This is a genomic window from Streptomyces sp. NPDC030799 (assembly GCF_055572255.1).
This window is the reverse complement of record NZ_JBVIDS010000003.1, coordinates 661,009-686,108: the sequence shown is the minus strand read 5'-3', so window position 1 is coordinate 686,108 and position 25,100 is coordinate 661,009. Positions and strand designations below refer to the sequence as shown.

Sequence of the window (25,100 nt, the reverse complement as noted above, 5' to 3'; positions counted from 1 at the left end):
GCACCCCCTAGGGTGTGCCGCGAGGTACGCAGGGCGTGGCTGACACCATGGTGTTCGTCGCCGGCAGGCAGCTGAAGGGAATCCAGGATGTTCCGCAAGGTGCTGGTCGCCAACCGTGGAGAGATCGCGATCCGCGCGTTCCGGGCGGGCTACGAACTCGGCGCGCGCACCGTCGCCGTGTTCCCGCACGAGGACCGCAACTCGCTGCACCGGCTGAAGGCCGACGAGGCGTACGAGATCGGCGAGCCGGGGCACCCGGTGCGGGCCTATCTCTCCGTCGAGGAGATCGTGGCCGCCGCCCGCCGGGCCGGCGCCGACGCCGTCTACCCGGGCTACGGCTTCCTGTCCGAGAACCCCGAACTGGCCCGCGCCTGCGAGGAGGCGGGCATCACCTTCGTCGGCCCGAGTGCGCAGACGCTGGAACTGACCGGCAACAAGGCCCGCGCGGTCGCCGCCGCCCGGGCGGCCGGAGTGCCCGTGCTGGGCTCGTCCCAGCCCTCCACCGACGTCGACGAACTGGTGCGCGCCGCCGAGGAGATCGGCTTCCCGGTCTTCGTCAAGGCCGTTGCGGGCGGCGGCGGTCGCGGCATGCGCCGTGTGGAGGACCCCGCCCAGTTGCGCGAGTCCATCGAGGCCGCTTCCCGCGAGGCCGCCTCCGCCTTCGGCGACCCGACCGTCTTCCTGGAGAAGGCCGTCGTGGACCCCCGCCACATCGAGGTGCAGATCCTCGCCGACGGCGAGGGCAACGTCATCCACCTCTACGAACGCGACTGCTCGCTCCAGCGCCGTCACCAGAAGGTCATCGAGCTGGCCCCCGCGCCCAACCTCGACCCCGAGCTGCGGGACCGTATCTGCGGCGACGCCGTCCGCTTCGCCCGCGAGATCGGCTACCGCAATGCGGGCACCGTCGAGTTCCTCCTCGACCGCGACGGCAACCACGTCTTCATCGAGATGAACCCGCGCATCCAGGTCGAGCACACCGTGACCGAAGAGGTCACGGACGTGGACCTGGTCCAGGCCCAGATGCGGATCGCCTCCGGCGAGACCCTCGCCGACCTCGGCCTGGCCCAGGACACCATCACCCTGCGCGGCGCCGCCCTCCAGTGCCGTATCACCACCGAGGACCCCGCCAACGGCTTCCGCCCGGACACCGGCCGGATCAGCGCCTACCGCTCCCCGGGCGGCTCCGGCATCCGCCTGGACGGCGGCACCACCCACGCCGGTACGGAGATCAGCGCGCACTTCGACTCGATGCTGGTCAAGCTCACCTGCCGGGGCCGGGACTTCAGGGCGGCCGTGGGCCGCGCCCGGCGTGCCGTGGCCGAGTTCCGCATCCGCGGCGTGGCCACCAACATCCCGTTCCTGCAGGCCGTCCTGGACGACCCCGACTTCCAGGCCGGGCGGGTCACCACCTCCTTCATCGAGCAGCGCCCGCACCTGCTCACCGCCCGTTCCTCCGCGGACCGCGGCACCAAGCTGCTCACCTACCTCGCCGACGTGACCGTCAACAAGCCGCACGGCGAGCGGCCCGACCTGCTCGACCCGGTCACCAAGCTGCCCCCGCTGCCGGCCGGCGAGCCTCCTGCCGGCTCCCGCCAGCTGCTGGTCGACCTCGGCCCCGAGGGCTTCGCCCGCCACCTGCGCGAGTCGCCGGCCATCGGCGTCACCGACACCACCTTCCGTGACGCCCACCAGTCCCTGCTCGCCACCCGCGTGCGCACCAAGGACCTCCTCGCCGTCGCCCCGGTCGTCGCCCGCACCCTGCCGCAGCTGCTGTCCCTGGAGTGCTGGGGCGGCGCCACCTACGACGTGGCGCTGCGCTTCCTCGCCGAGGACCCGTGGGAGCGGCTGGCGGCCCTGCGCGAGGCCGTGCCCAACATCTGCCTGCAGATGCTGCTGCGCGGCCGCAACACCGTCGGCTACACCCCGTACCCCACCGAGGTCACCGACGCCTTCGTGCAGGAGGCCGCAGCCACCGGCATCGACATCTTCCGCATCTTCGACGCCCTCAACGACGTCGGCCAGATGCGCCCCGCCATCGACGCCGTACGGGAGACCGGGAGCGCGATCGCCGAGGTCGCCCTCTGCTACACCGGCGATCTGGGCGACCCCGCCGAGCGGCTCTACACCCTCGACTACTACCTGCGCCTGGCCGAGCAGATCGTCGACGCCGGCGCCCATGTCCTGGCGGTCAAGGACATGGCCGGCCTGCTGCGCGCCCCGGCCGCGGCCAAGCTCGTCTCGGCCCTGCGCCGCGAGTTCGACCTGCCCGTGCATCTGCACACGCACGACACGGCGGGCGGCCAGCTGGCCACCTACCTGGCCGCGATCCAGGCGGGCGCCGACGCCGTGGACGGCGCGGTGGCCTCGATGGCCGGTACGACCTCGCAGCCGTCGCTGTCGGCACTCGTCGCCGCCACCGACCACTCCGACCGGCCCACCGGCCTCGACCTGGGGGCCGTCGGCGACCTGGAGCCGTACTGGGAGAGCGTCCGGAAGATCTACGCCCCGTTCGAGGCGGGCCTCGCCTCGCCGACCGGCCGCGTCTACCACCACGAGATCCCCGGCGGTCAGCTGTCCAACCTGCGCACCCAGGCCGTCGCCCTCGGCCTCGGCGACCGCTTCGAGGACATCGAGGCGATGTACGCCGCCGCCGACCGCATCCTCGGCCGCCTGGTCAAGGTCACCCCCTCCTCCAAGGTCGTCGGCGACCTCGCCCTGCACCTGGTCGGCGCCGGGGTCTCCCCGAAGGCCTTCGAGGAGACGCCCGACAGGTTCGACATCCCGGACTCGGTCATCGGGTTCCTGCGCGGTGAGCTGGGCACCCCGCCCGCCGGCTGGCCCGAGCCGTTCCGCACCAAGGCCCTGAAGGGCCGGGCCGCGCCCAAGCCCGCCCCGGAGCTGTCCGCCGAGGACCGCGAGGGCCTGGCCAAGGACCGCCGCGCCACCCTCAACCGGCTGCTGTTCCCCGGCCCCACGCGGGAGTTCGAGACGCACCGGCAGGCCTTCGGCGACACCAGCGTCCTGGACAGCAAGGCGTTCTTCTACGGACTGCGCCCCGCCAAGGAGTACGCCGTCGACCTGGAACCCGGTGTCCGGCTGCTGATCGAGCTGCAGGCGGTCGGCGAGGCCGACGAGCGCGGTATGCGTACCGTCATGTCCTCGCTCAACGGCCAGCTGCGCCCGATCCAGGTCCGCGACCGCGCCGCCGCCTCGGACGTGCCGGTGACGGAGAAGGCCGACCGTGCCAACCCCGGCCATGTCGCGGCGCCGTTCGCCGGTGTGGTGACGCTGGCGGTGACCGAGGGCGACGAGGTCGCGGCCGGTGCCACCGTCGCCACCATCGAGGCGATGAAGATGGAGGCCACCATCACCGCGCCGAAGGCGGGCCGGGTGTCCCGGCTGGCGATCAACCGGATCCAGCAGGTGGAAGGCGGCGACCTGCTGGTCGAGCTGGCCTGACCCGCGACCGCCCGGCACACGCGAAACGGCCCCGTGGCACCGGAAGGTGCCACGGGGCCGACGCCGAGGGCGAGGAGAGCGAAGGGACTGCGTCGAATCTCATCACAAGAGAGGTAGAAGGAAGCCCCTTCATGGCCTCGCCGTCGCCAACGTTAGCAGTCACTCCGGGATCAGGTCGCGCAGATTTTCCGGGGTGACGATCCGGGAGTCCGGGTGCAGTCCCTCCGGCCGCTGCAGGCCGAAGTAGGTGACCGGGCCGTCCGGCGCCGCCTGCGTACCGTCCCACTCGGTCACGGTCGTGCCGCGCTCGGCCAGCAGGTCGGCGAGGTGGCCGACCGTGAGGTACTCGCGCTCGACGATGCCGCGCACCAGCGTCGCCACCGACACCTGGTTGCCCTCGACCCGGTTGGCCGCCGGCCGGCCCTTGAGGTACAGGTGCAGCCACTTGGCGCGCCACCGGCCGTCGGCGCCGCGCAGGAACACCAGTGGCAGCGCGATGCGGCCGGGTCCGCGCAGCTCCGACTTCATCCGCACCGTGCGCGGCTCGAAGGGACGGCCGGCCTGCTCGGTCTCACGCAGCATGAACCCGAAGAAGGACTCCTCCACCTCCTCGAAGCCCTCCCCGGAGAAGATGTGGACCTGCGGGACGATGAACGTGCCGCGCACGGCGCCCAGGCGCAGGTTGATGAACTCCGAGGCGCCGTCGGGTGCTTCGGTGATGTCGCCGGAGTGCTCGCCCTCGACGTCGGACAAGGCCGTCCAGGACAGCCAGGTGACCGTCTCGTGGTCGGCGTCCAGCAGCAGCGCCGACAGGTCGTAGTCGGTGCGCGCGCTGGTCTGCTTCCAGTGCACGAAGAAGCGCAGCAGCTCCCCGTCGACGGGGCAGAGGGAGCCGCGGGGCAGCACGCCGAGGCCGGATGCGGTCGCCCTGCCGCTGAGCGGGAGCGCCACATCGAGCATGTCCGGGTCGACCAGCAGCCGGTCCACGGCCGGGAGCCGGCGGCCGATCTCGTCGTCGAGCGCGGTGGTCAGCCGCTTGCGCTCCGGCGGCAGCAGGGGCGGGCGGGTGTCGTCGGTGACCCAGGCGCGGCCCTGCCGGCCCACGAACACCCGGCGGCCCTCGCCCGCCCCGGCACGGTTGTGCAGATGCTCGCGCACCGACAGCAGCACCCGGCCGGACACCTCACCGGCGACCTCCTCGGCCGCGGCGACGACCGTGTCGCGCTCCTCCTGGGTGCGGGCCGTGCGCAGCAGCCGGTCCAGGGAACGGAACAGCCTGCCCGGAGCCGACTGCAGCAGCCGTACCGCCCCGGTGACGTCCCCGGCACCGAGCAGCTCCTCGACACGGCCCTCGAAGGAGCGCGCACGCTGCTCACCGCGGGCGACGGCGAACACCTCGGCGGCGTGCGGCCACTGCGGGTACTCGTGGGGGTGCAGCCGCTCCCCGAGGCGCTTGAACGCCTCCCGGTGGGCCACGACGTCCGCCAGCCCGGCGGGGGAGGCGGCGACGACGGCGTCCAGCTGCGCGAGCAGCGCCCGGCGCACCGGCCGTGACAGTCCCCGGAACCGGGTGGGCTCCTGGAGGGTCACGTCACCGTCGGACAGCGCGCAGGCCAGGCGGAGCACGTCGGTGACGGTGTCCAGCAGCAGGTCCGCGCCCACCCGCAGCCGGGCCCGGTTGACGACGGCGCGGTTCTCGCGCACGGGGATCGCCTCCGGCTGCGGCCCGGTCACGCACGCCCCGGCGAGCACCTCCAGGTCACGCAGGCCGTCCTCGCCCAGCGGGGTGCTGCTTCCGGCCAGGGCCAGGTACAGCGCGGTGACCTCGTCGTCCAGCGGAGCGCCGAGGTCCAGCAGGGTCAGGCGGTCGCCCGCCGCAGGGATCAGCTCGTCGTGCCGGGCGAGCAGCTCGGCGTAGGTGTGCCGGTAGCGGCCGTACGACGGCAGGGTCAGCAGGTCGACCACCCCGCTGAACAGCTGTTTCAGCGTGCCCGTGCGGGTGGAGTCGTCGGCGAGGGCCTCCTCGACGCAGCGATTCCAGAACTGGACGGTGTCGGGGACGTTCGCGGGGAAGTCCACGAAGTAGACGTTGTGCTCGACATGGTCGCCGACCAGCTCGCGGACCGTCGCCAGGGTGCGGACGGCGGTGCCGACGACCACGTCCTCGGACAGGGACGACAGGTGCACGAGGGCAGCCGCGGAGAGCTTGAAGCCCACCGACATCAGCGCAGCGTCGAACTGCCGCGCCGCCCCCTCGCCGTGACCGGCGGGTCCGGCGGGGGCGGGGATGCGGTGAGCGTGTCGTACGACCAGCTGTTCGAGGGTGTCGCGCATTGCGGCATGATCGCAGAGGCCCACGAACCGCCGCACCGCAATTTGGCCCCGGCCTGAGGGGACGTGTGCGTCCCGGAGCGGTCAGTCCCAGAGCGGGTAGGTCATGACCTGCTTGAAGCCCTCCGGCCGGGCGCCGGGGTAGGTGAGGCTGATCTGCGTGTAGCGCTCGAAGGACGGGTGCTTCTTCCACTGCTTCTCGCCGGCGAGCCGGATGACGACCGGGTAGCTGTGGAAGGTGCCGGCCGCGCAGTACGGCGTGCAGTCGTTGACCCAGTTCACGCCCACGGCCTTCGCCCCGTCCGGACCCCAATCGGACCAGTGGAGTCCGGACAGCCGGCTGTTGCCGTCGCCGCAGGCGAGGATGAATTCCGCCGGGCGGACATTCCGGTGGAAGAAGCAGTCGACGAGCACGGGCCGTGCCGTCTGGGACTTCGAGTTCGTCGCGGCCTGAGCCGGCGGGCTGGCCGAGGCCGTTGTCATCGCCGCGGTCAGCAGGGCTCCTGCCGCGAGGGTGACCGCCGTTCCCACCAGTGATCCGCGCATGGCCGCTCCCACTGCAGTTCTGTGTCCGACCGCGTCCACTCGACGCTACGACCGTGCGGCCATTTGCACCAATCGCGCAGGTCGCGCAGCGTGTCACCCGTGCTTGAGCGTGAGGCCGTAGAACGCGACGCGGGCGCCGTCGGTGGTGCTGTCGGATGAGGACTGGTTGTAGGAGCCGGCCTTGAAGTACTGCTTGTACCGCTGGAACGACGACGGGATGCCGTAGTGGGTGGTGGCGCCGTTGACCGTCAGGTCGATGGTGTCGCCGCCGGAGACGGCGATGGTGTAGCTCCAGGTCCTGCCGACCGCCACATGCCCGACACTGTGCGTGGTCTGCCCGCCGGACGGCGAGTTCTCGGTGCCGAGGACGATGTCGCCGTTGGCGTGGTAGTACAGCTCCAGCAGCGGCTTGGTGGAGGAGCCGCCGGTGCCGAGGTGGATCTGCCCGACGCACACGTTCTTCGTCACGGACACCACCCGCAGGGTCGCGCTCATCCGGTGCGAGCCGGACAGCGCCCAGTCGGCGGCGCTGCCGTCGCGGTTCATCTCGCGCAGCTCGGAGCGGGCGTAGTTCGAGTTCGGCGTCGTCACCCCCTTCTCGGGCGCCCAGAAGGTCATCGCCCCGTCGCGGGTGTCGGTGTAGAAGTACGCGTCCTGGTAGCCGTGCGCGCCTTGGAGGCGGGAGGACGGGATGGTGGTCGGGTGGCCGGGGGAGCCGACGGGCTCCTGCAGCTCCCAGACCGACAGGTCGAAGCTGCCGCCGGGGGCGGCATGCGGGTCGGCGGCGATCGCGCCGGGGCTGCCGGCCAGGGCGAGGGCAAGGGCGAGGCCCGCGGAGGCCGGCACCGCGAGGAGCCTGGATCGGGTCATGTGGGGGTCCCTTCGTCGGACCCGGATGCGTTCAGTCACATGAACACTGAACGCATCCTTGGTCATCGATGACCCGAGAAGCTAGAGGTCTGAACCAAACACGTCAAGAGATTCAGCAGGCACCCTCGTCCTGCCACGGTCCCCATTCCGCGGCGCCGGGCACCTCGTTCCGGGTCCACCACTTGGCCTTCCAGTTGTGCTTGTTGTAGGAGACCTCGTTCCCCTGCGTGTACACCGCGGCCGAACTCCAGGCGGGCTTGCAGGAGGTCGGCGTCGGCGTGGGGGTCGGTGTCGGTGGGGTGGTGGGCGGGGTGACGCCGGCGAACTTCACCGAGTACTTGGCGAAGTCCCAGGAGTTCTGTGCGACGCTGGAGCATGTTCCGGACGTACGGCCGCCGTTGTCGGGCGGGCTGCACTGCCGGTCGCGGTTCAGGGACCAGAACGTGAACCGGTCCATGCTGTGGTTCGTCGCGTAGTCCAGGACCGTCTGGAAGTCCGCCTGGGTGAAGTATTCGCCCGTGTCGCTGCGGCCGTTCATGCCCGAGAAGCCCTCGTGGGCATACGCGGTCGCCTGGTCCCAGCCGAAGGTCGACTGCAGGATCGAGTTGAAGTTGGTCAGGGCGCTGGTCTGGCTCGCCGCCCCGTTGAAGCCGCCGTCGAACGGCATGATGGAGAAGTTGTTCGGGGTGAACCCCTGGGACTTGGCCTCCAGCAGCATCTGCTTGCCGAACCAGCCGGTGCCGTCCGCGGTGCCGGCCGTCGTCACCGAGACGTACAGGCCCGGGTTGTTCTGCTGGAGGATCTTGGCCGCGCCGATCTCGTTCTTGATGGCCGCGCTGTTCTCGTACTCCGGTTCCTCCAGGTCGAAGTCGATGGCGTGCAGTCCGTACTTGGTGATGACCTGCTGGTAGGCCGCCGCGGTGGATGCCGCGTCGGAGCAGGCCTGGCCGAGCTTCGTGCCGCCGTAGCCGCCGATGGAGGCCGATACGTCACCGCCCTTGGCGCGGATCGTGCTGATCACCGACTGCACGGCCGTGTCCGAGGAGACGGGTGCGGTGCCGCCCCAGGTCGGCGTGCAGCCACCGCCGTTGGGGGCGAGGACGAAGGCCAGCTGGAAGGCCTTCAGACCGGTCGCGTCCATGATGGCGGCCGGGTCCGGCGGGTCGTTGTCCAGCGGCATCAGATAGGGGGCGGCGGCGTACCAGCGGTTGTTCAGTGCGGTGGTCGCGCCCGAGGCGTTGCCCGTGACGAGTGCGGTGGTGCCCGCGGCGGCGAGCGTGACGGCCGCCGCCGCGCCCAGACATGCCCGAAGAGGTCTCACTGTGTGCCTCCGGAGGGTGGGGTGGGGAAGTCCCCGGAGTGGGGAGCCCCACCCTCCGTTGGCTGTTGCGGTCACGTCAATAAGTTGGACTAGACCAGCGTGGACTTTGGACTAGACCATACGATTCCTTTACCTCCCGTCGACCAGCCGCACCGTGAAGCCCCGGTCCAGCGACAGGCTCGGCGTGGTGATGGCCGTGACGTGCGTGGCGGGATCGAACGACCAGGCAGTGGCAGGCAGTTGGCGGCCGTCGAGCAGCACCCGTGCGGGCGCCGAGCCGCCGTGCACGGTGAACCGGTAGCCGCGGGCGTCCACCTTGCCGGCGTAGTCGCCCCGGCTCGCTCCCACCGTGACGGTCGTCCCCTTGCCGTCGGCCTGCACGGACACCCGCTGGGTGGCGGCCGCGCCCTTGGCGAAGTCGCGGGTCACCCCGTCGTCCTCGTACAGGGTGTAGCGGCTCGTGCCACGGGCCGCCGGATACAGGTCCCAGTCCAGCTCGTGCCGGTCCCGGGTCTGCCAACTCGTCGTCCCCTTCGGCCACATGGGTACGATCGCGCCCTCGCGGACGAACAACGGGAGCGTGTCGAGCGGGGCGTGATAGCCGTTGACCGTGGTCGGGCCCTGGTAGGTGCGGCCGGTCCAGTAGTCCGTCCAGGTGCCCTTCGGCAGGTAGATGCCGTCCCGGGTGTCGGAGTCCTGGTAGACCGGGGCGACCAGGAAGTCGCGGCCGGACAGGAACTCGTACTTCGCCTGGTCGCCGAGGGTGTTCGGGTCGTCCGGGTACTCCAGCCACAGTGGACGCACCGCGCCCACACCCGTCTTCGCGGCCTCGGCGGACAGCGTGTACATGTACGGCAGCAGCCGCTCCTTGAGCTGCAGGTACGTGCGGTTGATGGAGGTGTACGGCTCGCCGTCCCGCCACGGCTGCTGGTCGGCGGGCTTGCCGGTGGTGAGGTCGCTCGCCCAGCCGTCCATGGTCATGATGGCCGGCAGGAACGCCTTCCACTGCAGGTCACGGGCGTACATCTTGGCGTCGTGGCGGTAGATGCTGCCCACGTCACCGGTGTTGTAGGAGATACCGGACAGGGTCGCACCGGCGTAGGTCGGGATCTGCCAGCGGATGTAGTCCCAGGACAGCTTCTGGTCGCCGCTCCACAGCACCCCGCAGCGCTGGGCGCCCGCCCAGGAGACCGGCAGCCACACAAAACCGCGCGCGTCGCTGTTGTCCTCGATCCCCTTCTTGGCGGCGTCGCACGCGTCCAGGGCGAACTTGTAGCCGTTGCCGACCCAGGCCACGTCCAGCTTGGCCACCCGCTGACCCGCCTTCACCTGGTCGGCGAGCTTGTCGATGCCGTCCTGGGTCCACAGGCCGAGCTGGGCGTGGTGGTCCTGCAGGCCCTTGGCGGTCTGCTGCAGGTTCTCGTATCCGCAGCCGTAGCCGTCGTTGACCAGCATCCAGCCGAGCGGCATCCGGTTCTGCGTGTACCCGTCGGCGATCTTCAACGCGTCCAGGGTGTGCCGCTCGCCCCGGTTGGCGTTGTGCAGGTAGCAGTCGGAGTCGCCGGGTTCGAGACCGTACACCGGAGGCATGAACGGCTTGCCGGTCAACGCGGTGTACTTGCCGATCACCTGCTTCGCGTCACCGAGGAAGTAGTAGGCGTCCAGGCGCCGTTCCTGCTGGCCGGTGGTCACGGGCTGCCCGAAGGTGTACACGCCCGGGGCGAAGGTGTTGCGGAAGGCGCCGTAGCCCGCGCTGGAGAGGTAGAACGGCTGGGAGTTGTTGTAGCCGCCCTCGTTCCAGTCGAAGCTGTTGGACACGTACATGGTCTGCCCGCGGTGCGAGAAGCTGCCGTTCTGCTCACCGCCGCCGAAGAACTGCTCGTCCGCGCCGCGCACGAGGCTCTGCCGCATGCCGCCGGTGGACCAGCGCAGCGGTTTGTCCTCCTGCCAGATGCGGGTGCGGTTGTCGGGCTTGTACAGCCCGAAGCGCAGCGGGCTCTTGTACACGCGCAGGACGGCGCGCGGGGAGCGGATGCCGTAGTAGTCGCCCGCGTCGAAGGACGAGGTGCGGCGCTCCGGGGCGGGCTGCCGGCGCACGATGGCGGTGCCTGCGGGATCGCTCAGCGAGCCGGACGGGTCGGCCTGCAGTCGCAGTTGACCTCCTGTCAGGAAGTCGGCGCGGGCCGTCAGCCGTCCCGCCCCGATGGTGTAGCTGCCGTCACCGCCCGAGAAGGACGTGAGGTCACCGGCGTCGGTGGTGGCGGGCAGGTACGCGGAGCCCGTGAAGGAGTTGTCGTGCACGTCGTACGGCACGACCACCACGTGGTAAGTCCCCGACGCCCGCGGGATCACCGTGGCCTCCGGGTCGGCGGTGCCCGCGCTGGACGCCACCTGCTTGCCGTGGTCGTCGTACACGTACAGGTCGAAGTCGTCCGAGGGTTTCTCCCACTTGACCGACAGCGGGACGCCGCCCTCGGGGTTGTCGTCCCAGTAGCCGTCCGGCACCGAGACCGTCAGGTCGTAACGGTCGCAGATCTTGCTGTCCGGGTCGGTCGCGGCATCCGGACAGCTCTCGGTGCCGCCGCCGGTGCCCTTGGCGTACACCGGGCTCTGCCAGCTGACGCTGCCGTGGCCGGGGTCGAGCACGGCCCCGGCCACGGTGGCGGCGGCCTGGGCGGGCGCCGGGGCGGTGAGTACGGTCCCCGCCAGGGCGGCCGCCAGCCCCAGCGGTACCCAGGCCGGCCACGGCACTCGGTGGCGCAGTCTTCGCGGTCTTTGCACGGCGGAACAGCTCCCCTCGCAGCACTGCGGACTGACGTCTTGCTGTTCTTGCGCTGATGCTCGTAAACGCTCGAAATGAGCGCGAATCGAGCAACTTCAAGCAGGAAGCCTCGGGGCTGATGCAGGTTCATGTCAATACCGCGAAGCCCTTTACCAAGGGCTGTTCACGATGTCCGCGTACCCGTGGCGGACCGTCCGTCGCCTGAGGCACCCTTGACAGTGTGCGTACTGTTTCGCGACGTTTGAGCAGTCGCGCACGGAGGGGATTCGGCGCACATCGGTACCAAAGGCAGGACGCGCCCGGCGCGTCATGGGGGGAGAGCGGTCGCCCATGCGATCCATGAGCCATGCATCACACGCCTCACCGACCGGTGCCGCCTCGGGCACACCGCTCGCCGATCCTGCGCAAGGGCGACCTGCGGAAGGGCGGTCGAACTGAGGTGGACATCACCATCCACAGACCCGGCGAGCTGACGCCCGAGCTGCGCGGGGCCTGGCACCGCGCCATGGACGAGTCACCCGAGTACGCCAACCCTTTCCTCGCACCGGAGTTCACGATCGGCGTCGGCCGGTACCGCAGCGGCGCGCGGGTCGCGGTCCTGCGCGAGGGCGGGGAACCGGCCGGGTTCTTCCCGTACGAGCGGGGGCCGCTCGGCACCGGACGGGCCATCGGACTCGGACTGTCCGACTGCCAGGCGCTCGTGCACCGGCCCGGGGTCACCTGGGACGCGCAGGAACTGCTGCGGGACTGCCGGCTCAGCATCTTCGAGTTCGACCATCTGGTCCAGGAGCAGCGGCCGTTCGCGCCGCATGTCACCGGAACGTTCGCCTCACCGGTGATCGATGTGAAGCCCGGCGACGGCGAGTATCCGGAGTGGCTGCGCGGCACCTATCCGGGCCTGGCCAAGACGACGCTGAAGAAGGAGCGGCGGCTCGGCCGGGACATCGGCGAGGTGCGGTTCGTCTTCGACGAGCGCGACCCCGAGGCGCTGCGCACGCTCATGCGCTGGAAGTCCGCGCAGTACCGCAGGACCGGCCGCATGGACCGCTTCTCCCGGCCGTGGATCGTCGCTCTGGTCGACCACCTCTTCCGGGTCCGCGAGGAGCACTTCACCGGGGTGCTGTCCGTGCTGTATGCGGGCGAGCGGCCGGTCGCGGCCCACTTCGGCCCCCGGTCGAGCACGGTCCTGGCAGCCTGGTTCACCGCCTACGACCCCGAACTGCACTACTACTCACCGGGGTTGATGATGCACCTGAGGACCGCCGAGGCGGCCGCCCGGCACGGCGTCACCCTCGTGGACCTCGGGCGCGGCGACAAGGAGTACAAGGACTGGCTGAAGACCCGTGAACTGCGGGTCGCCGAGGGCTTCGCGGCCCGCCCGCATCCGGTGGCGCTGGCCCAGCGGCTGTGGCGCAGGCCGGTACGCGGACTGCGGAACACGGTGCTGGCCCATCCCGGGCTGCGTGATCCGGCCGACCGGCTGCTGAAGACGGCGGGCAGGCTGCGCACCCAGAGCGCGGCGGCTTCCCCGGCCGACGGGAAGGACCGGCTTCCGGGGCGGTAACTACTGGCAGGTTCTCGTCAAAAATTCCTCAAGCGCCGGACGTTGTCGTGTCCGCGTGGTCGGGTCTCCTGCGTCAGCAGTGTCGCTGCACCGGGAGGTCCTTGGTGTCCCTGCCAACCCACAGAAGACGGTGGCTGACCGTCTGTGCTCTCACCGCTTCCGCCGCGCTCGTCGCGATACCCCCGTCCGCCGCCTCCGGACGGGGGATCAGCCCCTTCGGAGTCCGCACGCTCGGCCAACTCGCCAAGGAGCGCGAGCAGTCGGTGGGCGCCGCGTCGCCGCATTTGGCGGCGGACGACGACGGCAACGAGGCGGACGAGATCGCCGAGGGCGCCGACCAGTACGCCGAGGCACGCACCTCACCGGGTGTCGTCGCACCGGGCGCGTACGGCGCCGCCTGGCACGACCTCACCAGCCTCAGGAGCACCGGCGGCCATTGGCGCAACATCACCGACCTGCCGTACGACTCCGACGACCCGCGCTACCGCGACATCGACTCCAACTCCAGTGGCGGAAGCGGGAACGTCACCGGCCGGATGGCGGCGATCGCCGCCGACGACGACGGTTACGTCTACGCGGGCAGCGCCGGGGGCGGTGTGTGGCGCTCGCGCACCGGCGGCGGCCACTGGCAGCCCGTCAGCGACCGGCTGCCCGCGCAGTCCACCGGCGCCCTCGCCCTCGACGGCGCGGGCCGGCTCTGGCTCGGCACCGGCGAGGCCACCACCAACTCCGACGCCTACCTCGGCAGCGGCGTCTACGTCCTCACCCACCCGCACCACGGCACCTTCTCCGCGCGCAGCCGGGTCGGCGGCGACGAGCTGGAGAGCACCACCATCCACGAGCTGCGCTTCGGTGGCGGCACGGTGTGGGCGGCCACCGGCAAGGGTGTGTGGAGCCACTCCACGAAGAAGCTGAGCGGCCCCTGGAAGCTGGAGTTCGCGCCCAACCCCGACTTCCTGCCGGGCGGTTCGAAGGCCGACGACCCGGACGCGCCGTACAAGAACATCGCCAACGACATCGCCATCGACCCCAAGGACCCCACCAAGGTGGTCGTGGCCGTCGGCTGGCGCGGCGGCGACGACTACAACGGCTTCTACACCAAGTCCGGCGGCACCTGGACCCGGATCACCGGCGGCCTCGGTGACCTCCCCGCCGACGCCGGCAACATCGGCAACGTCACCTTCGCCCGCTCCGCCGACGGCTCCCGCTACTACGCCATCGACCAGTCCCCGGAGCAGCTCGGTACCAACCCGGACAGCGGCCTGGAAGGCATCTACGTCTCCCGGTCCGGTTCGCCGGCCGGCCCGTGGACGAGGATCGCCGACTACAAGGGCCTGGCCGCCGACAACTCGGCGCTGACCTCGGCCGGTTACATGCCCGGCGTCCAGGCCTGGTACAACCAGTTCCTCACCGTGGACCCGGCCGACCCGCAGCACGTGTACGCGGGCCTGGAGGAGGTCTACGAGACCAAGGACGGCGGCACGAACTGGTCCACGGTCGGACCGTACTGGAACTTCACCTTCCCCTGCTGGAGCATCGACCCCGCCAAGCAGACCGGCGACTGTCACCAGACCACCCACTCCGACCAGCACGGCGTCGCGATCGGCAGCTCCCACGGCAAGAGCTTCGTGTACGTCGGCAACGACGGCGGCATCTACAAGCGCCCGGTGAACGGCGCCCAGGACGCCTCCGGTCACGCCACGGACTGGACCTCGCTCAACGACGGCACCATCGACACCCTGCAGTACTACTCCGTCGGCATCGGCAGGGACCTCGACCACGGCGGTCTGTCCGTCACCGGCGGCCTGCAGGACAACGGTCAGTCCATTCTGCGCAGCAACGACAGGGTCATGGGCTCCGACTTCGGCGGCGACGGCGGGGACACCCTCACCGACCCCGCCAACGGCTGCAACATCGCCCAGGAGTACGTCTACCTCGCCGTCCAGGTCACCCAGAACTGCGCTGTGAACGACGGCAGTTGGACCACCGACCCGAGCAAGGCGACCTCGTACTCCGTCGCTCCGCCCGACAACGCCACCAGCGAGGCCCGCTTCATCGCCCCGCTCACGGCGGACCTGAAGGACGGCAACACCTGGGTGGCCGGCGGCCGGCACATCTGGGTCCAGACCCACGGCTACGGCATCCGCAGCGGCACGGAGTGGACCGGCGTCCACGACCTCGGCGCGGGCCGCACCGCGACCGCCGTCGCCGCGTCCGGCGGCAAGATCTACGCCGCCTGGTGCGGGCCCTGCAACAACCAGGGCTTCGCCCGCGGCATCGCAGTCGGCAACGCGGACGGCACCGGCTGGCACGACGTCAGCCTGCCGGTGGACGGCACCGTCCCCAACCGCTACCTCAGCGGTTTCGCCGTCGACCCGAACAACGCCGACCACGTCTTCCTCGCCGTCAACGGCTTCTCCCGGCACTGGACTGAGGGTCCCGGCGCGGGCGTCGGCCATGTCTTCGAGTCCACCGACGGCGGCACCACCTGGAAGGACATCTCGGCCAACCTGCCCGACGTGCCGACCGACTCGGTGCTGGTGACGGCGGACGGCGGCCTCGCCGTCGCCACCGACCTCGGGGTCGTCCACCGTGCTCCGGGCCGCACCGCCTGGGAGCGGATCGGCTGCCTGCCGGCCGTCGCTGTACTCCAGCTCAGGACCAGCCCGGACGGTCGCACCCTGTACGCCGCCACGCACGGCCGGGGGATCTACACCGTGCGGGTGCGAGACCTGCACTGACGGCCGAGTGACGGGTGGCTCCGGGCTTTCCGGGGCCACCCTTCCCACCTGCCGGGACGCTCAGCCGCCGGCACGAACCGCCCGCCCCACTTCCGTGCGCAGCTGCACGAACGCGGGCAGGCCGCGCGTGCTGAGCTGGTCCCGTTCGCGGGGCAGGCCGACCGGCAGGTCGCGGATCACGTGGGAGCCGGGGCCGGGGGAGAGGACGACGACGCGGTCGCCGACGTACACGCTCTCGTCGATGTCGTGGGTGACGAACACGATGGTCGTGTCGTTCGTGCGATGGAGTTCCAGCAGCAGGTCCTCCAGGTCCTCGCGGGTGCCCGCGTCCAGCGAACCGAACGGCTCGTCCATCAGCAGCAGGGAGGGCCGGCAGACCAGGGCACGGGCGATGGCGACGCGTTGCTGCATGCCGCCGGACAGCTCGCGGGGATGGCGCCGGGCGACCCCGGGCAGACCGACGCGTTCGAGGATCGTCTCGGCCTCGGCCCGGCGGGCCGCCCGCCCCAGGCCCCGGCGGCGCAGCGGCAGGGCCACGTTGTCGCGGACGGTGAGCCAGGGCAGCAGCGAGCGGCCGTACTCCTGGAAGACGACCGCGAGCCGCTCCGGTACGCCCGTCACCGGTGTCCCGTCGATGGTGATCGTGCCCTGCTGCGCGGGCAGCAGCCCGGCGATGGTGCGCAGCAGCGTGGACTTGCCGCAGCCGGAGGGCCCGACCACGCTGAGGAGCTGGCCGTCGGGCACGGTGAGGCTGATGCCGTCCAGGACGTGCTGGTCGCCGAAGTGCCGGCTGACGGAGTCGAGGCGCAGCATCTCTCACCCGGCCCAGGGCTCGTAGAGGGTGCCCACCTCGCCGGTGACCGGCAGGTGCAGCAGGAAGGGGCCTGTGCCGTCGGCCCGGCCCAGGGCGTGGTCCAGGGCGGCCGGCAGCTCCTCGGGGTGTGTGGCGCGGGCCGCCGGGCAGCCGAAGGACTCCGCGAGGGCCACGTAGTCGATGCCCGTGATGTCCGTGCCGGGGACGGGCGCGACGCCGATCCGGCGGCCCAGTGCCCGGACGGCCGCGTAACCGCCGTTGTCCAGCAGGACGTAGGTGACCGGTGCCGCGTACCGGGCCGCGGTCCACAGGGCCTGCACCGAGTACAGCGCCGAGCCGTCGCCGACCACGCACACCACCCGGCGCCGGTCGGCGAGCGCCCGGCCGACCGCGAGGGGCAGGCCCCAGCCGAGCGCGCCGCTGCCCGTGGTGAGGAAGCCGCCGGCGGTCTCGACGGGCACGCGCGCGTGGAGAGCGTCGCGGTGGCTCGGTGCCTCCTCGACGAGGACCCGCTCGCGCGGGAGCCGGGCGCGGAGCAGGTCGAAGAGGAGTTCCGGGGTGATGTGCTCCTGCGCGAGGGCCGGTGCGGGGGCCGGCCGGAGCGGCGGCGGATCCCGGTCGGGCTCCTTCAGCAGCTCGGTGAGCCTGGTCAGGGCGGGCCGCAGGGTGGTGACGATGCTGGTGCCGGTGGGCAGCCAGGCGGCCTGGCCGGCGTCGCAGTCCAGGTGGAACAGCTCGGTGCCGGGGGCGAGCGGGGGCCCGTCGTCCGCCACGTGATAGGTGAAGACCGGTGCGCCGAGCGCGACCACCACGTCGTACGGCGCGAGACGTCCGGCCAGTTGACGGGCTGTCGGCGGCAGGAACCCCTGGAACAGCGGGTGCGACTCGGGGAAGCCGGAGCGGCCGGAGAGCGGGCTGATCCACACCCCGGCCCGGATCCGCTCGGCCAGCGCCCGGACCAGGTCCAGAGCGTCCTCGTCGTCCACGCCCGGACCCACCACCAGCGCCGGGCGGGCGCAGGCGTCCAGCCGGGCGGCGAGCGCGTCGAGGGCGTCCGGGCCGGCGGTGAACGCCGTGTGCAGCGTGCGGGGCGGCACGGGCTCGGCGGCCCGGTCCCAGTCGTCCTCGGGCACGGACACGAACACCGGGCCGCGCGGCGGTGTCATCGCGGTCCGGTACGCCTCGGCGAGCACGGCCGGCACGTCCTCGGCCCGTTCCGGCTGGCGGGCGGACTTCACGTACGGGCGCGGGAACAGGGCCGGTTCCTCCGCGCCGAGGAACGGCCGCAGCTGGATGAGGGAGCGCGCCTGCTGACCCGCCACGATCACCAGCGGCACCCGGTCGCGGAAGGCGTTGAAGACGGCCCCGAGCGCGTGTCCCACCCCGCCGGCCGAGTGCAGGCTGACGAACGCGGCGCGCCGGGTGCCCAGCGCGTATCCGGCCGCCATGCCGACGGCGACGGACTCCTGCAGGCCCAGCACATAGGTGAAGTCGTCCGGCCAGTCGCGGAACATCCGCAGTTCCGTGGAGCCCGGATTGCCGAAGACCGTGGTCATGCCGGTGTCGCGCAGAAACCCCACGACCGCCTCGCGGACCGTGCCCGCCGTCATGCCGTCCTCCCCGCTGATGCCCTCGGGCCGACGAGCCGCTTCTCGATCGCCAGCAGTGCGGTGTTGAGCAGATACCCGAGCGCCCCCAGCAGCACCAGCGCGGCCCACACCGTGAGCAGGTCCGAGCGGGTCTGGGCGTCGGTGAGGGTGAAGCCGATCCCGTTGTCGCTGCCCGGCAGCAGCTCCGAGAACACCATCAGGATCAGGCTGAGCGACAGGCTGAGCCGCAGCCCCGCGAAGATCCGGGGCAGCGCCGAGGGCAGCACCAGGAACCACAGCCGTTCGGGTGCCGTCAGCCGCAGCACGGCCGCCACCTGGAGCCGCAGCGGGTCGGTGGCCCGCGCGCCCTCGGCCGAGTTGACCAGCACCGGCCACACGGCGCTGAACACGATCGACGCCACCTGCATGGGCGTACCGAAGTCGAAGACCACGACGAACAACGGCACCAGCGCGGGCGGCGGTACGGCCCGGGCGAACTGGAGCACCGGGTTGCACAGGGCGTACGCCCGGCGTGAGCGGCCCACCGCGATCCCCAGCACGATCCCGGCGACGGCGGCGAGCGCGAACCCGGCCGCCATCCGGCCGAGGCTCGGCAGGATGGTGCCGACGGCGGCCGGAGTGAGGAACAGATGGCCGGCGGGCCCGGAGAACCACAGGTCGCGGGCGTGCCGGGCGATGCGCATGGGGGGCGGGAAGTAGACGCTGGCCCGCGCACGGGCGGCCGCCTCCCAGCAGGCGACGGCGAGGAACAGCACGCCCCAGCGCAGCACCAGGGGCAGCGCGATGCGGCTCATCGCCGCGCTCCCTGCCGCAACCGCCCTGACATCTCCGGGGGTTCCTGCGCCCACGCGAACAACCGCCGCTCCGCCCCGACCAGTACGCCGTTGATCACCAGCCCCAGGCCGCCCGCCCACACCACCCCCGCCAGTACGTCCCGGGTGCCGTCCGTCGCCGTCTCCGCCTGGGCGATGAAGATGCCGAGACCCTGACCGAAACCGGAGAGGATCTCCGTCGCGACGGCGAGGATCAGGGCCACCGCGGCCGAGATCCGCACCCCGGCGGCGATGAAGGGGGCAGTGGCCGGCAACTCCACCCGCCGCAGCACCGCGAGCCGCCCGAACCCGAAGGCGCGCAGGGTGTCCTTCGCCAGCGGGTCGGTCTCGCCCAGGCCGTAGACGGTGTTGAACAGCACCGGCCACAGCGAGGCGTAGGCGATCAGCGTCACCTCCGTCCCGGTGCCCGACCCGAGCAGCAGCGACACCAGCGGGATCAGCGCGACGGACGGCAGGGGCCGCAGGAACTCGATCACGGCGCGGGCGGCGGCCTCCACGACCGGCACCGCGCCCAGCAGCAGCCCCAGCGGTACGGCGATCGCGCAGGCGAGCCCGAGCCCCAGCGCCCACGCCCGCAGGGTCACCCCCAGCCCGTCGAGAAAGGCAGGGTCACCCGCCAGCCGGGCGGCGCGGGCGAGGACGTCGGAGGCGGGCGGCAGATAGCTGCGCCGTACGATCCCCACGCGGGCGACCGCCTCGCACACCCCGAAGGCCGCCGCCGCGCCGAGCACGCCCAGCAGGAGTTCCTGACGCCGTGTCATTTCGCCAGCAGAGGTGCCGGATCGACGTCCTTCTTCAGCAGCCCCTGGACGCGCATGAGCCGGATGAGCCGGCGCAGCGCGGCCGGGTCGGCGGCCGGCGGATAGGAGGGCAGGTGGATCGACTTCGCCTGGTCCGCGCTCACCTTGGTGTACTTCGGCAGTTCCGTGCGCACCGCCTCCGGGTCCTCGGCGGCGAGCCTGGAGGCCGCTTCGACGGCATGCCGGAAGCCGGCCGCTGCCTTCGGGTTCTTCTTCACGAAGTCGGCCGTCGTGACGTACCCGCTGGCGGGCAGTCCCCGCGCGGGGCCCGACCCGGCGTCCAGCAGCACCCGCGCGCCCAACTCGCCCTGAATGGCGGTGTCGAAGGGCTCCACGGCGTGTGCGGCGTCCACCTGGCCCTTCTCCAGGGCGGGGCCCATCTGCGGGAACAGGATCTGCCGGTAGCCGGGCCGCCCGGCGCCCCGGGCGTCGAGGATCGCGTTCAGGGTCAGGGACTGGATGTTGTTGAGGACGGCCACGGCGACCTTCCTGCCCGCGAGGTCCTCGGGTGTCTTCAGCCCCGAGTCCCTGGGCACGAGGACGTCCATCATGTGCGGGGCGATCCGGACGCCTTCGGCGAGGATGCGCAGGTCCAGGGTGCCCTTCTCGTACGCCTGGAAATAGGTGACGTAGTTCGCGCTCGCGATCACGTCCACCTGGCCCTTGAGCAGCGCGGGCAGTGCCTGGATGCTCTGCTGGACGGGCTGGATGCGCACGTCCAGGCCCTCCTTGGCGAACAGCCCGCGGTCCCGGGCGAGATAGAGGGCGGCCGAGTCCGTGAGCGGCAGTGCCGCGACGGTCAGCTGCTGCCGTCCGTCGCCGGAGGGCGACGTGCCGCCGCTGTCGCAGCCCACGAGGACCAGCGCGGCGGCGAGGAGCGCGGCGAGGCGTTTCGTTCCCGGTCGTGATCGACGTAAAGGCATACGGGCATGACTACCCCGCATGTGTCATGATCGCTACAGAACGCGGGTCGGTTTGGGGGTCTTTGGAGAAACCCGAACGCTACGCCGGTGGACTCGCGATGCGCAGGGGTGCCGCGGAGGGCGGTGCTGCGGTGTCGGTGGTGCCGGTGACGTCCGTCCACCAGTCCGAGCCGTCCTCGATGTAGCGCAGCAGCACGCCCTCGCGGATCGCCCAGGGGCACACGACGGCCCCGCTCAGTCCCATGAGCTTCAGCGCCGTGTGCCCGACGACCGCTCCGGCCAGGCTCTGCGCGGCACGCGGCGCGGAGATCCCGGGCAGCTGGGCACGCTCGGCGGCGGGCAGGGCGGCCAGGGTGCGGACCGCCTCGCGCAGATCCCGGCAGCGCATCTCCCGCTGCACGAACGGGCCGCACCGCCCGGGCGCCGCCCCGCACAGCCGCGCCAGCTGCTGGAACGTACGCGAGCTGACCGCGACCGTGCGCGGGCGTTCCCAGCGGATCCGCGAGGCCACGTCCCGCAGCTCATGGCGGATCCGGCGGCGCAGCACCTTCAGCTCGGCCTGCCCCGGCGGGTCCTGGTCACCCAGGTACTCCTGGGTCAGCCGGTTCGCGCCGAGCGGGAGGGAGACCGCGAAGTCGGGCAACCGGCCCCGGCCGAACGCCACCTCCAGAGAGCCGCCGCCGACGTCGAGCACCGCCAGCGGACCGGCGCGCCAGCCCAGCCAGCGCCGGGCCGCCAGGAAGGTCAGCTCGGCCTCCGTCTCACCGGGCAGCGTGCACATGCGGATCCCGGTGCCGGCCGCGACCCGCCGCAGCACCTCCTGCCGGTTCGGGGCGCTGCGCACCACCGCGGTCGCAAAGGCCAGCGGCCCCGCCGCATGCCACCTGCGGGCCGTGGCACCCGCCGCACCCACCGCCTTCACCAGCCGCTCCACCGCCTCGTCGGCGATGCTGCCGTCAGGGGCGACGTGTTCGGACAGGCGCAGCTTCCACTTGACGGTGTGCACCGGCAGCGGAACACCGCCTTCCACATCCGCGATCACCAACCGGACCGTGTTCGACCCCGCATCCACCACGCTCACCCGCATGGGCGGGGAGTACCCAATTCTCCGGCGAAAACCCGTCGCACAGGGGGGCGCGCCCGTGCACAGCGGCACGCTCACGTGCTTCTCCAGGACGGCTCGCGGGAGAGCCCGAAGCGGACCGGGAGCGGGCCGCGCACGGACCGGCGTCCATCCCGCGACCGTCGTGTCCAACACCCCCTCGCCCGTACGGACCACTGTCCGGATCCCGGCCCCCGGCCCCGCGGCCGACCCGCCCCTGCCCTTAGATGGTCCCCACCACTGTCGGCCCGAGGAGCGGCACTTGAGCGGGACGGATGCGACGAGGGTACTGGTGATCGGCGGCGGTATCGCGGGGACCGCGGCCGCGCTCGGGCTGCACAAGGCCGGACACGACGTCACCGTGTACGAGGCACACCCCGGCACGGCCGAGGACATCGGGGCGTTTCTGACCCTGGCGAGCAACGGCATGCGCGCCCTGGCCCAGCTCGACGCCACGGACGCCGTCACCGCCGTCGGTTTTCCGCTGACTTCCCTGCGGCTGCTCGACAGCCGGGGCACCGAGCTGACGCACGCCCCGCTCGGCGAGATGACCGATCCCGACCTGCGGTACCGCTGCCTGCTCCGCGGCGAGCTGAACGCCGCCCTGCAGGAAACGGCGGCCCGGCGCGGCATCCGCCTGCGCCACGGCGCCCGTCTGGTCGGCATCACGGACGGCCCGTGCGGCGTCACCGCCCGGTTCGCCGACGGCAGCACCGCCCACGCGGACCTGGTCATCGGCGCCGACGGGCTGAACTCCACCGTGCGCCGGATCATCACCCCCGAGGTGCGACCCACGTACGCCGGCCAGCGGGTCTTCTACGGCTGCAGCGGCGCCGCACCCGGCGCGGACGGCACCGGCGTCATCACCTTCGTCCGGGGCAGCGAGACCACCTTCGGACACGCGGTGTCCCCGACCGGGCGGACGTACTGGTTCGCCCGCGTGAGCACCGAACCCCTGCCCGGCGGCGGAGCCGCGCACCGCGCCCCGTGGCGCGAGGACCTGCTGCCGCTGCTGCGCAAGGACGCCACCCCCGCCGCGGACATCGTCGCCGCCTCCGAGGGCCCCGTGATGGTCACCAACGCCACTGAGATGCCGCTCGGTGCCGTGTGGCAGAAGGGACGCACCCTGCTCATCGGCGACGCCGCCCACGCGGCCTCCCCGGCCACCGGCCAGGGCGCCTCGATGGCCCTGGAGGACGCCGTCGTCCTCGCCAAGGCGCTGCGCGATCTGCCAGGTCCGCAGGCCGCGTTCGCCGCCTACGAACGGCACCGCCGCCCGCGCGTGGAGCAGAACATCACCGTCAGCGGCGGCATCTCCCGCGGCAGCCACGCCCCCTCCCGCCCGTCTCCCGTCGTGGCCCGTCCCGCGGAGCCGGACGAGGCGCTGATCCACCAGCTGGCCTGGGACATCCTGCTGCCCGCCGCCCCGCCCGGGCAGCCCTGACCCACGCCTGCCGCGGACGTACGCGCGCGAAAGTGCAAGAGGCGGAGCACTGGAGTCCATTGCCGGGGGAAACCGCCGGGCCGGATCGTTCCGTGCAACCGGCCCTTCGGCAACAAGGAGCACAGTTGCGACTCTTGAGCAGAGCAGGCGGCGCCCTGGCGGTGTTGTCGGCGACTGCCGCCCTGGTCATGGGCGGCACCGCGTCCCCGGCATCCGCCCAGGCCGCCGCCGACGCCACCTACACCGTGACCGTGGGGACCCCGGTACCCTTCGCCCACCCCACGGACACCCCCGCCGGTCCCTACCTCGACCGGGACGGCACCTTCCACTACCAGCAGTCCGCCGCGCTGTACGGCGCCAAGGACCCGCGCACCTGGGACTTCTACACCGGCAAGGACTTCGACACCGCCAGGTTCGACAAGACGCTGAGCAAGGCGGTGAACCCCGCCAACCCCGCCGACCGCAACGACGACACCACCTGGCGCTGCAACAACAGCCCCACCGGCCGCGAGGCGACGTACGCACCGAGCGGCTCCGGCTACGCCCAGAAGAACTACTGCGACCTGTCCGGGGTGTGGGTCGACCCCGACACCGGCGACTGGTACGGCCTGGTGCACAACGAGTTCACCCCGCAGCCCTTCGGCGACGGGCTGCACTACGACGCCATCGACTACGCCGTCTCCACCGACAAGGGCCGCACCTGGAGCGTCAAGGACCACGTGCTCACGTCCCCGTACAGCACCAGGCGCGCAGACACCACGGCCTTCCCGAACCAGACGTACTCCTACGGCGACGGCGACCAGCGCCTCTTCGTCGACACCGCCTCCGGCTACTTCTACGTCCATTACGGCTCCCGGATCATCGACAAGAGCGGCGGCTGGAAGGCGTTCTACGAGCACGTGGCCCGCGCCCCGATCTCCGCCAAGATGGCCCCCGGCTCCTGGCGCAAGTGGTACGCCGGCGCCTGGTCCCAGCCCGGCACCGGCGGCCAGGAGAGCAACATCGTCCCCGTCGACGCCGCCCACCCCACCGGCTACACGCCCGCCTCCGCCGAGTACGACCCGGCCAACACCGGGACCGCCGCCGAGCAGATCGGGGCCGGGAAGATGCCCCCGACCTCGCCGCTGTTCGTCATGAACATCGCCTACGACGCCTATCTCGGGCTGTACATCGGCGAACCCCAGGCCGTCGACCAGAGCGGGCACTCGCCGCAGTACCTCTACGCCACCGACGACCTGACGACCCAGAAGTGGCACCTCATCGGGGACACCGGCGGCTACACCAACGCCTCCTGGTACCGCTGGTTCCTCGACAGCGCCAACCGCACCAGCTCCACCGTCGTCGGCAGGTCCTTCCGCTCCTACTGCGCCTTCGGCTGCTCGCACGACGCCTCCGGGGAGTACGTCGACATCACCGTCGACACCGGCAAACCCGCCGCCGCGCCCCTGGACACCGGCCGCGGCTACCGCATCGCGAGCGGCACGGGACGCCTCCTGGCCCAGAAGGGCGACGGCACGGCCACCATCTCACTGGCCCGGCCCACCGGCTCCGGCCGCGACACCTGGGTCTTCACCCCGACCGGCGACGGGGCCTTCACCCTCACCAACGCCGCGAGCGGCCGGCTGCTCGGCGTCGACTCCTCCTCCTCCGCCGGCCGCGCCTGGGGTGCCCGGCCCACCGTCACCGCGGCACCGGCCGGCGGCCCCTCCGTCGGACAGCAGTGGTTCGTGATCCCGAGCGCCTCCGGCGGCACCTGCCGCCTGGTCAACCGCTACAGCGGACTCGTACTCGGCCTCTCGGGCCGTTCCGGGCGGCTCGCCGAGACCACACCGGTGCGCAACTGGACGGACCGCAGCGGAAGTTCCGTCGGCGCGGGGCGCTCCGCAGCAGAACAGAGGCTGTCCTTCTCGCCGACCCGGGCGTACTGACGCCACCGGTGCTCCGAGTACTCTGCGCC

Annotated in this window: 15 protein-coding genes and 1 pseudogene; 5 read left to right on the top strand and 11 right to left on the bottom strand. The window is 71.8% G+C overall.

The features are described from left to right. Nucleotides 1–87 precede the first annotated feature (87 nt). Nucleotides 88–3,462 carry a pyruvate carboxylase gene (locus ACZ41I_RS10565; protein ID WP_399769711.1) on the top strand — a complete coding sequence of 1,125 codons (3,375 nt, stop codon included), beginning with the start codon at nucleotides 88–90 and terminating at the stop codon, nucleotides 3,460–3,462. Between the two features lie 159 nt (nucleotides 3,463–3,621). Here ACZ41I_RS10565 and ACZ41I_RS10560 read toward each other — a convergent pair whose 3' ends face one another. From ACZ41I_RS10560 to ACZ41I_RS10540, 5 genes and pseudogenes are all read right to left on the bottom strand, one after another. Then, on the bottom strand, nucleotides 3,622–5,796 hold the full coding sequence (locus tag ACZ41I_RS10560; RefSeq protein WP_468513817.1) for a hypothetical protein: 2,175 nt from the start codon (nucleotides 5,794–5,796) through the stop codon (nucleotides 3,622–3,624). An 81-nt stretch (nucleotides 5,797–5,877) separates the two neighbouring features. After that, complete coding sequence (locus ACZ41I_RS10555) at nucleotides 5,878–6,339, bottom strand: hypothetical protein (protein ID WP_363219511.1); 462 nt, start codon at nucleotides 6,337–6,339, stop codon at nucleotides 5,878–5,880. A gap of 93 nt (nucleotides 6,340–6,432) precedes the next feature. After that, nucleotides 6,433–7,209: a polysaccharide lyase family 7 protein gene (locus tag ACZ41I_RS10550; RefSeq protein WP_399769706.1), complete on the bottom strand. Its 777-nt coding sequence runs from the start codon at nucleotides 7,207–7,209 to the stop codon at nucleotides 6,433–6,435. A gap of 112 nt (nucleotides 7,210–7,321) precedes the next feature. Beyond that, on the bottom strand, nucleotides 7,322–8,530 hold the full coding sequence (locus ACZ41I_RS10545; RefSeq protein ID WP_468513816.1) for a chitinase: 1,209 nt from the start codon (nucleotides 8,528–8,530) through the stop codon (nucleotides 7,322–7,324). A gap of 144 nt (nucleotides 8,531–8,674) precedes the next feature. Beyond that, a pseudogene (locus ACZ41I_RS10540) lies at nucleotides 8,675–10,831 on the bottom strand (glycoside hydrolase family 31 protein); the annotation flags it as partial. A gap of 920 nt (nucleotides 10,832–11,751) precedes the next feature. Here ACZ41I_RS10540 and ACZ41I_RS10535 point away from each other — a divergent pair. Beyond that, nucleotides 11,752–12,876, top strand: a complete 1,125-nt coding sequence (locus tag ACZ41I_RS10535) for a GNAT family N-acetyltransferase (protein ID WP_468513877.1) — start codon at nucleotides 11,752–11,754, stop codon at nucleotides 12,874–12,876. Between the two features lie 104 nt (nucleotides 12,877–12,980). Beyond that, nucleotides 12,981–15,617 carry a glycosyl hydrolase gene (locus ACZ41I_RS10530; protein WP_363219508.1) on the top strand — a complete coding sequence of 879 codons (2,637 nt, stop codon included), beginning with the start codon at nucleotides 12,981–12,983 and terminating at the stop codon, nucleotides 15,615–15,617. A 60-nt stretch (nucleotides 15,618–15,677) separates the two neighbouring features. Here the strand turns inward: ACZ41I_RS10530 and ACZ41I_RS10525 are convergent, their stop codons facing one another. The 6 genes from ACZ41I_RS10525 to ACZ41I_RS10500 all read right to left on the bottom strand — a co-directional run bounded on the left by ACZ41I_RS10525 (nucleotide 15,678) and on the right by ACZ41I_RS10500 (nucleotide 21,684). Next, nucleotides 15,678–16,430 (bottom strand): ABC transporter ATP-binding protein, encoded by a 753-nt coding sequence (locus ACZ41I_RS10525; protein WP_468513815.1) that lies wholly within the window; start codon nucleotides 16,428–16,430, stop codon nucleotides 15,678–15,680. Between the two features lie 3 nt (nucleotides 16,431–16,433). Continuing rightward, nucleotides 16,434–18,041: a benzoylformate decarboxylase gene (mdlC, locus tag ACZ41I_RS10520; RefSeq protein ID WP_468513814.1), complete on the bottom strand. Its 1,608-nt coding sequence runs from the start codon at nucleotides 18,039–18,041 to the stop codon at nucleotides 16,434–16,436. Further along, the gene (locus ACZ41I_RS10515) at nucleotides 18,038–18,835 is read right to left on the bottom strand and encodes an ABC transporter permease (protein WP_468513813.1); all 798 of its coding nucleotides are present in this window, start codon (nucleotides 18,833–18,835) and stop codon (nucleotides 18,038–18,040) included. Before ACZ41I_RS10515 ends, mdlC begins: the two co-directional genes overlap by 4 nt. Beyond that, on the bottom strand, nucleotides 18,832–19,635 hold the full coding sequence (locus tag ACZ41I_RS10510; RefSeq protein WP_468513812.1) for an ABC transporter permease: 804 nt from the start codon (nucleotides 19,633–19,635) through the stop codon (nucleotides 18,832–18,834). Before ACZ41I_RS10510 ends, ACZ41I_RS10515 begins: the two co-directional genes overlap by 4 nt. Beyond that, on the bottom strand, nucleotides 19,632–20,597 hold the full coding sequence (locus ACZ41I_RS10505) for an ABC transporter substrate-binding protein (RefSeq protein WP_468513811.1): 966 nt from the start codon (nucleotides 20,595–20,597) through the stop codon (nucleotides 19,632–19,634). The genes ACZ41I_RS10510 and ACZ41I_RS10505 overlap by 4 nt, the downstream gene beginning before the upstream one ends. Before the next feature lie 79 nt (nucleotides 20,598–20,676). Beyond that, nucleotides 20,677–21,684, bottom strand: a complete 1,008-nt coding sequence (locus ACZ41I_RS10500; protein ID WP_468513810.1) for a Ppx/GppA family phosphatase — start codon at nucleotides 21,682–21,684, stop codon at nucleotides 20,677–20,679. A 277-nt stretch (nucleotides 21,685–21,961) separates the two neighbouring features. On the opposite strand from ACZ41I_RS10500, the gene ACZ41I_RS10495 reads away from it, so the two are divergent. Both ACZ41I_RS10495 and ACZ41I_RS10490 read left to right on the top strand, forming a co-directional pair. Next, nucleotides 21,962–23,143: an FAD-dependent oxidoreductase gene (locus ACZ41I_RS10495; RefSeq protein WP_468513809.1), complete on the top strand. Its 1,182-nt coding sequence runs from the start codon at nucleotides 21,962–21,964 to the stop codon at nucleotides 23,141–23,143. 134 nt (nucleotides 23,144–23,277) lie between these two features. Continuing rightward, complete coding sequence (locus tag ACZ41I_RS10490) at nucleotides 23,278–25,071, top strand: RICIN domain-containing protein (protein ID WP_468513808.1); 1,794 nt, start codon at nucleotides 23,278–23,280, stop codon at nucleotides 25,069–25,071. The last annotated feature ends 29 nt before the right edge of the window (nucleotides 25,072–25,100 follow it).

Coding starts and splice junctions, on each gene's coding strand:
- ACZ41I_RS10565 (WP_399769711.1), top strand. CDS start 88: ATGTTCCGCAAGGTGCTGGTCGCCAACCGTGGAGAGATCGCGATCCGC.
- ACZ41I_RS10560 (WP_468513817.1), bottom strand. CDS start 5,796: ATGCGCGACACCCTCGAACAGCTGGTCGTACGACACGCTCACCGCATC.
- ACZ41I_RS10555 (WP_363219511.1), bottom strand. CDS start 6,339: ATGCGCGGATCACTGGTGGGAACGGCGGTCACCCTCGCGGCAGGAGCC.
- ACZ41I_RS10550 (WP_399769706.1), bottom strand. CDS start 7,209: ATGACCCGATCCAGGCTCCTCGCGGTGCCGGCCTCCGCGGGCCTCGCC.
- ACZ41I_RS10525 (WP_468513815.1), bottom strand. CDS start 16,430: ATGCTGCGCCTCGACTCCGTCAGCCGGCACTTCGGCGACCAGCACGTC.
- mdlC (WP_468513814.1), bottom strand. CDS start 18,041: ATGACGGCGGGCACGGTCCGCGAGGCGGTCGTGGGGTTTCTGCGCGAC.
- ACZ41I_RS10515 (WP_468513813.1), bottom strand. CDS start 18,835: ATGAGCCGCATCGCGCTGCCCCTGGTGCTGCGCTGGGGCGTGCTGTTC.
- ACZ41I_RS10510 (WP_468513812.1), bottom strand. CDS start 19,635: ATGACACGGCGTCAGGAACTCCTGCTGGGCGTGCTCGGCGCGGCGGCG.
- ACZ41I_RS10505 (WP_468513811.1), bottom strand. CDS start 20,597: ATGCCTTTACGTCGATCACGACCGGGAACGAAACGCCTCGCCGCGCTC.
- ACZ41I_RS10500 (WP_468513810.1), bottom strand. CDS start 21,684: ATGCGGGTGAGCGTGGTGGATGCGGGGTCGAACACGGTCCGGTTGGTG.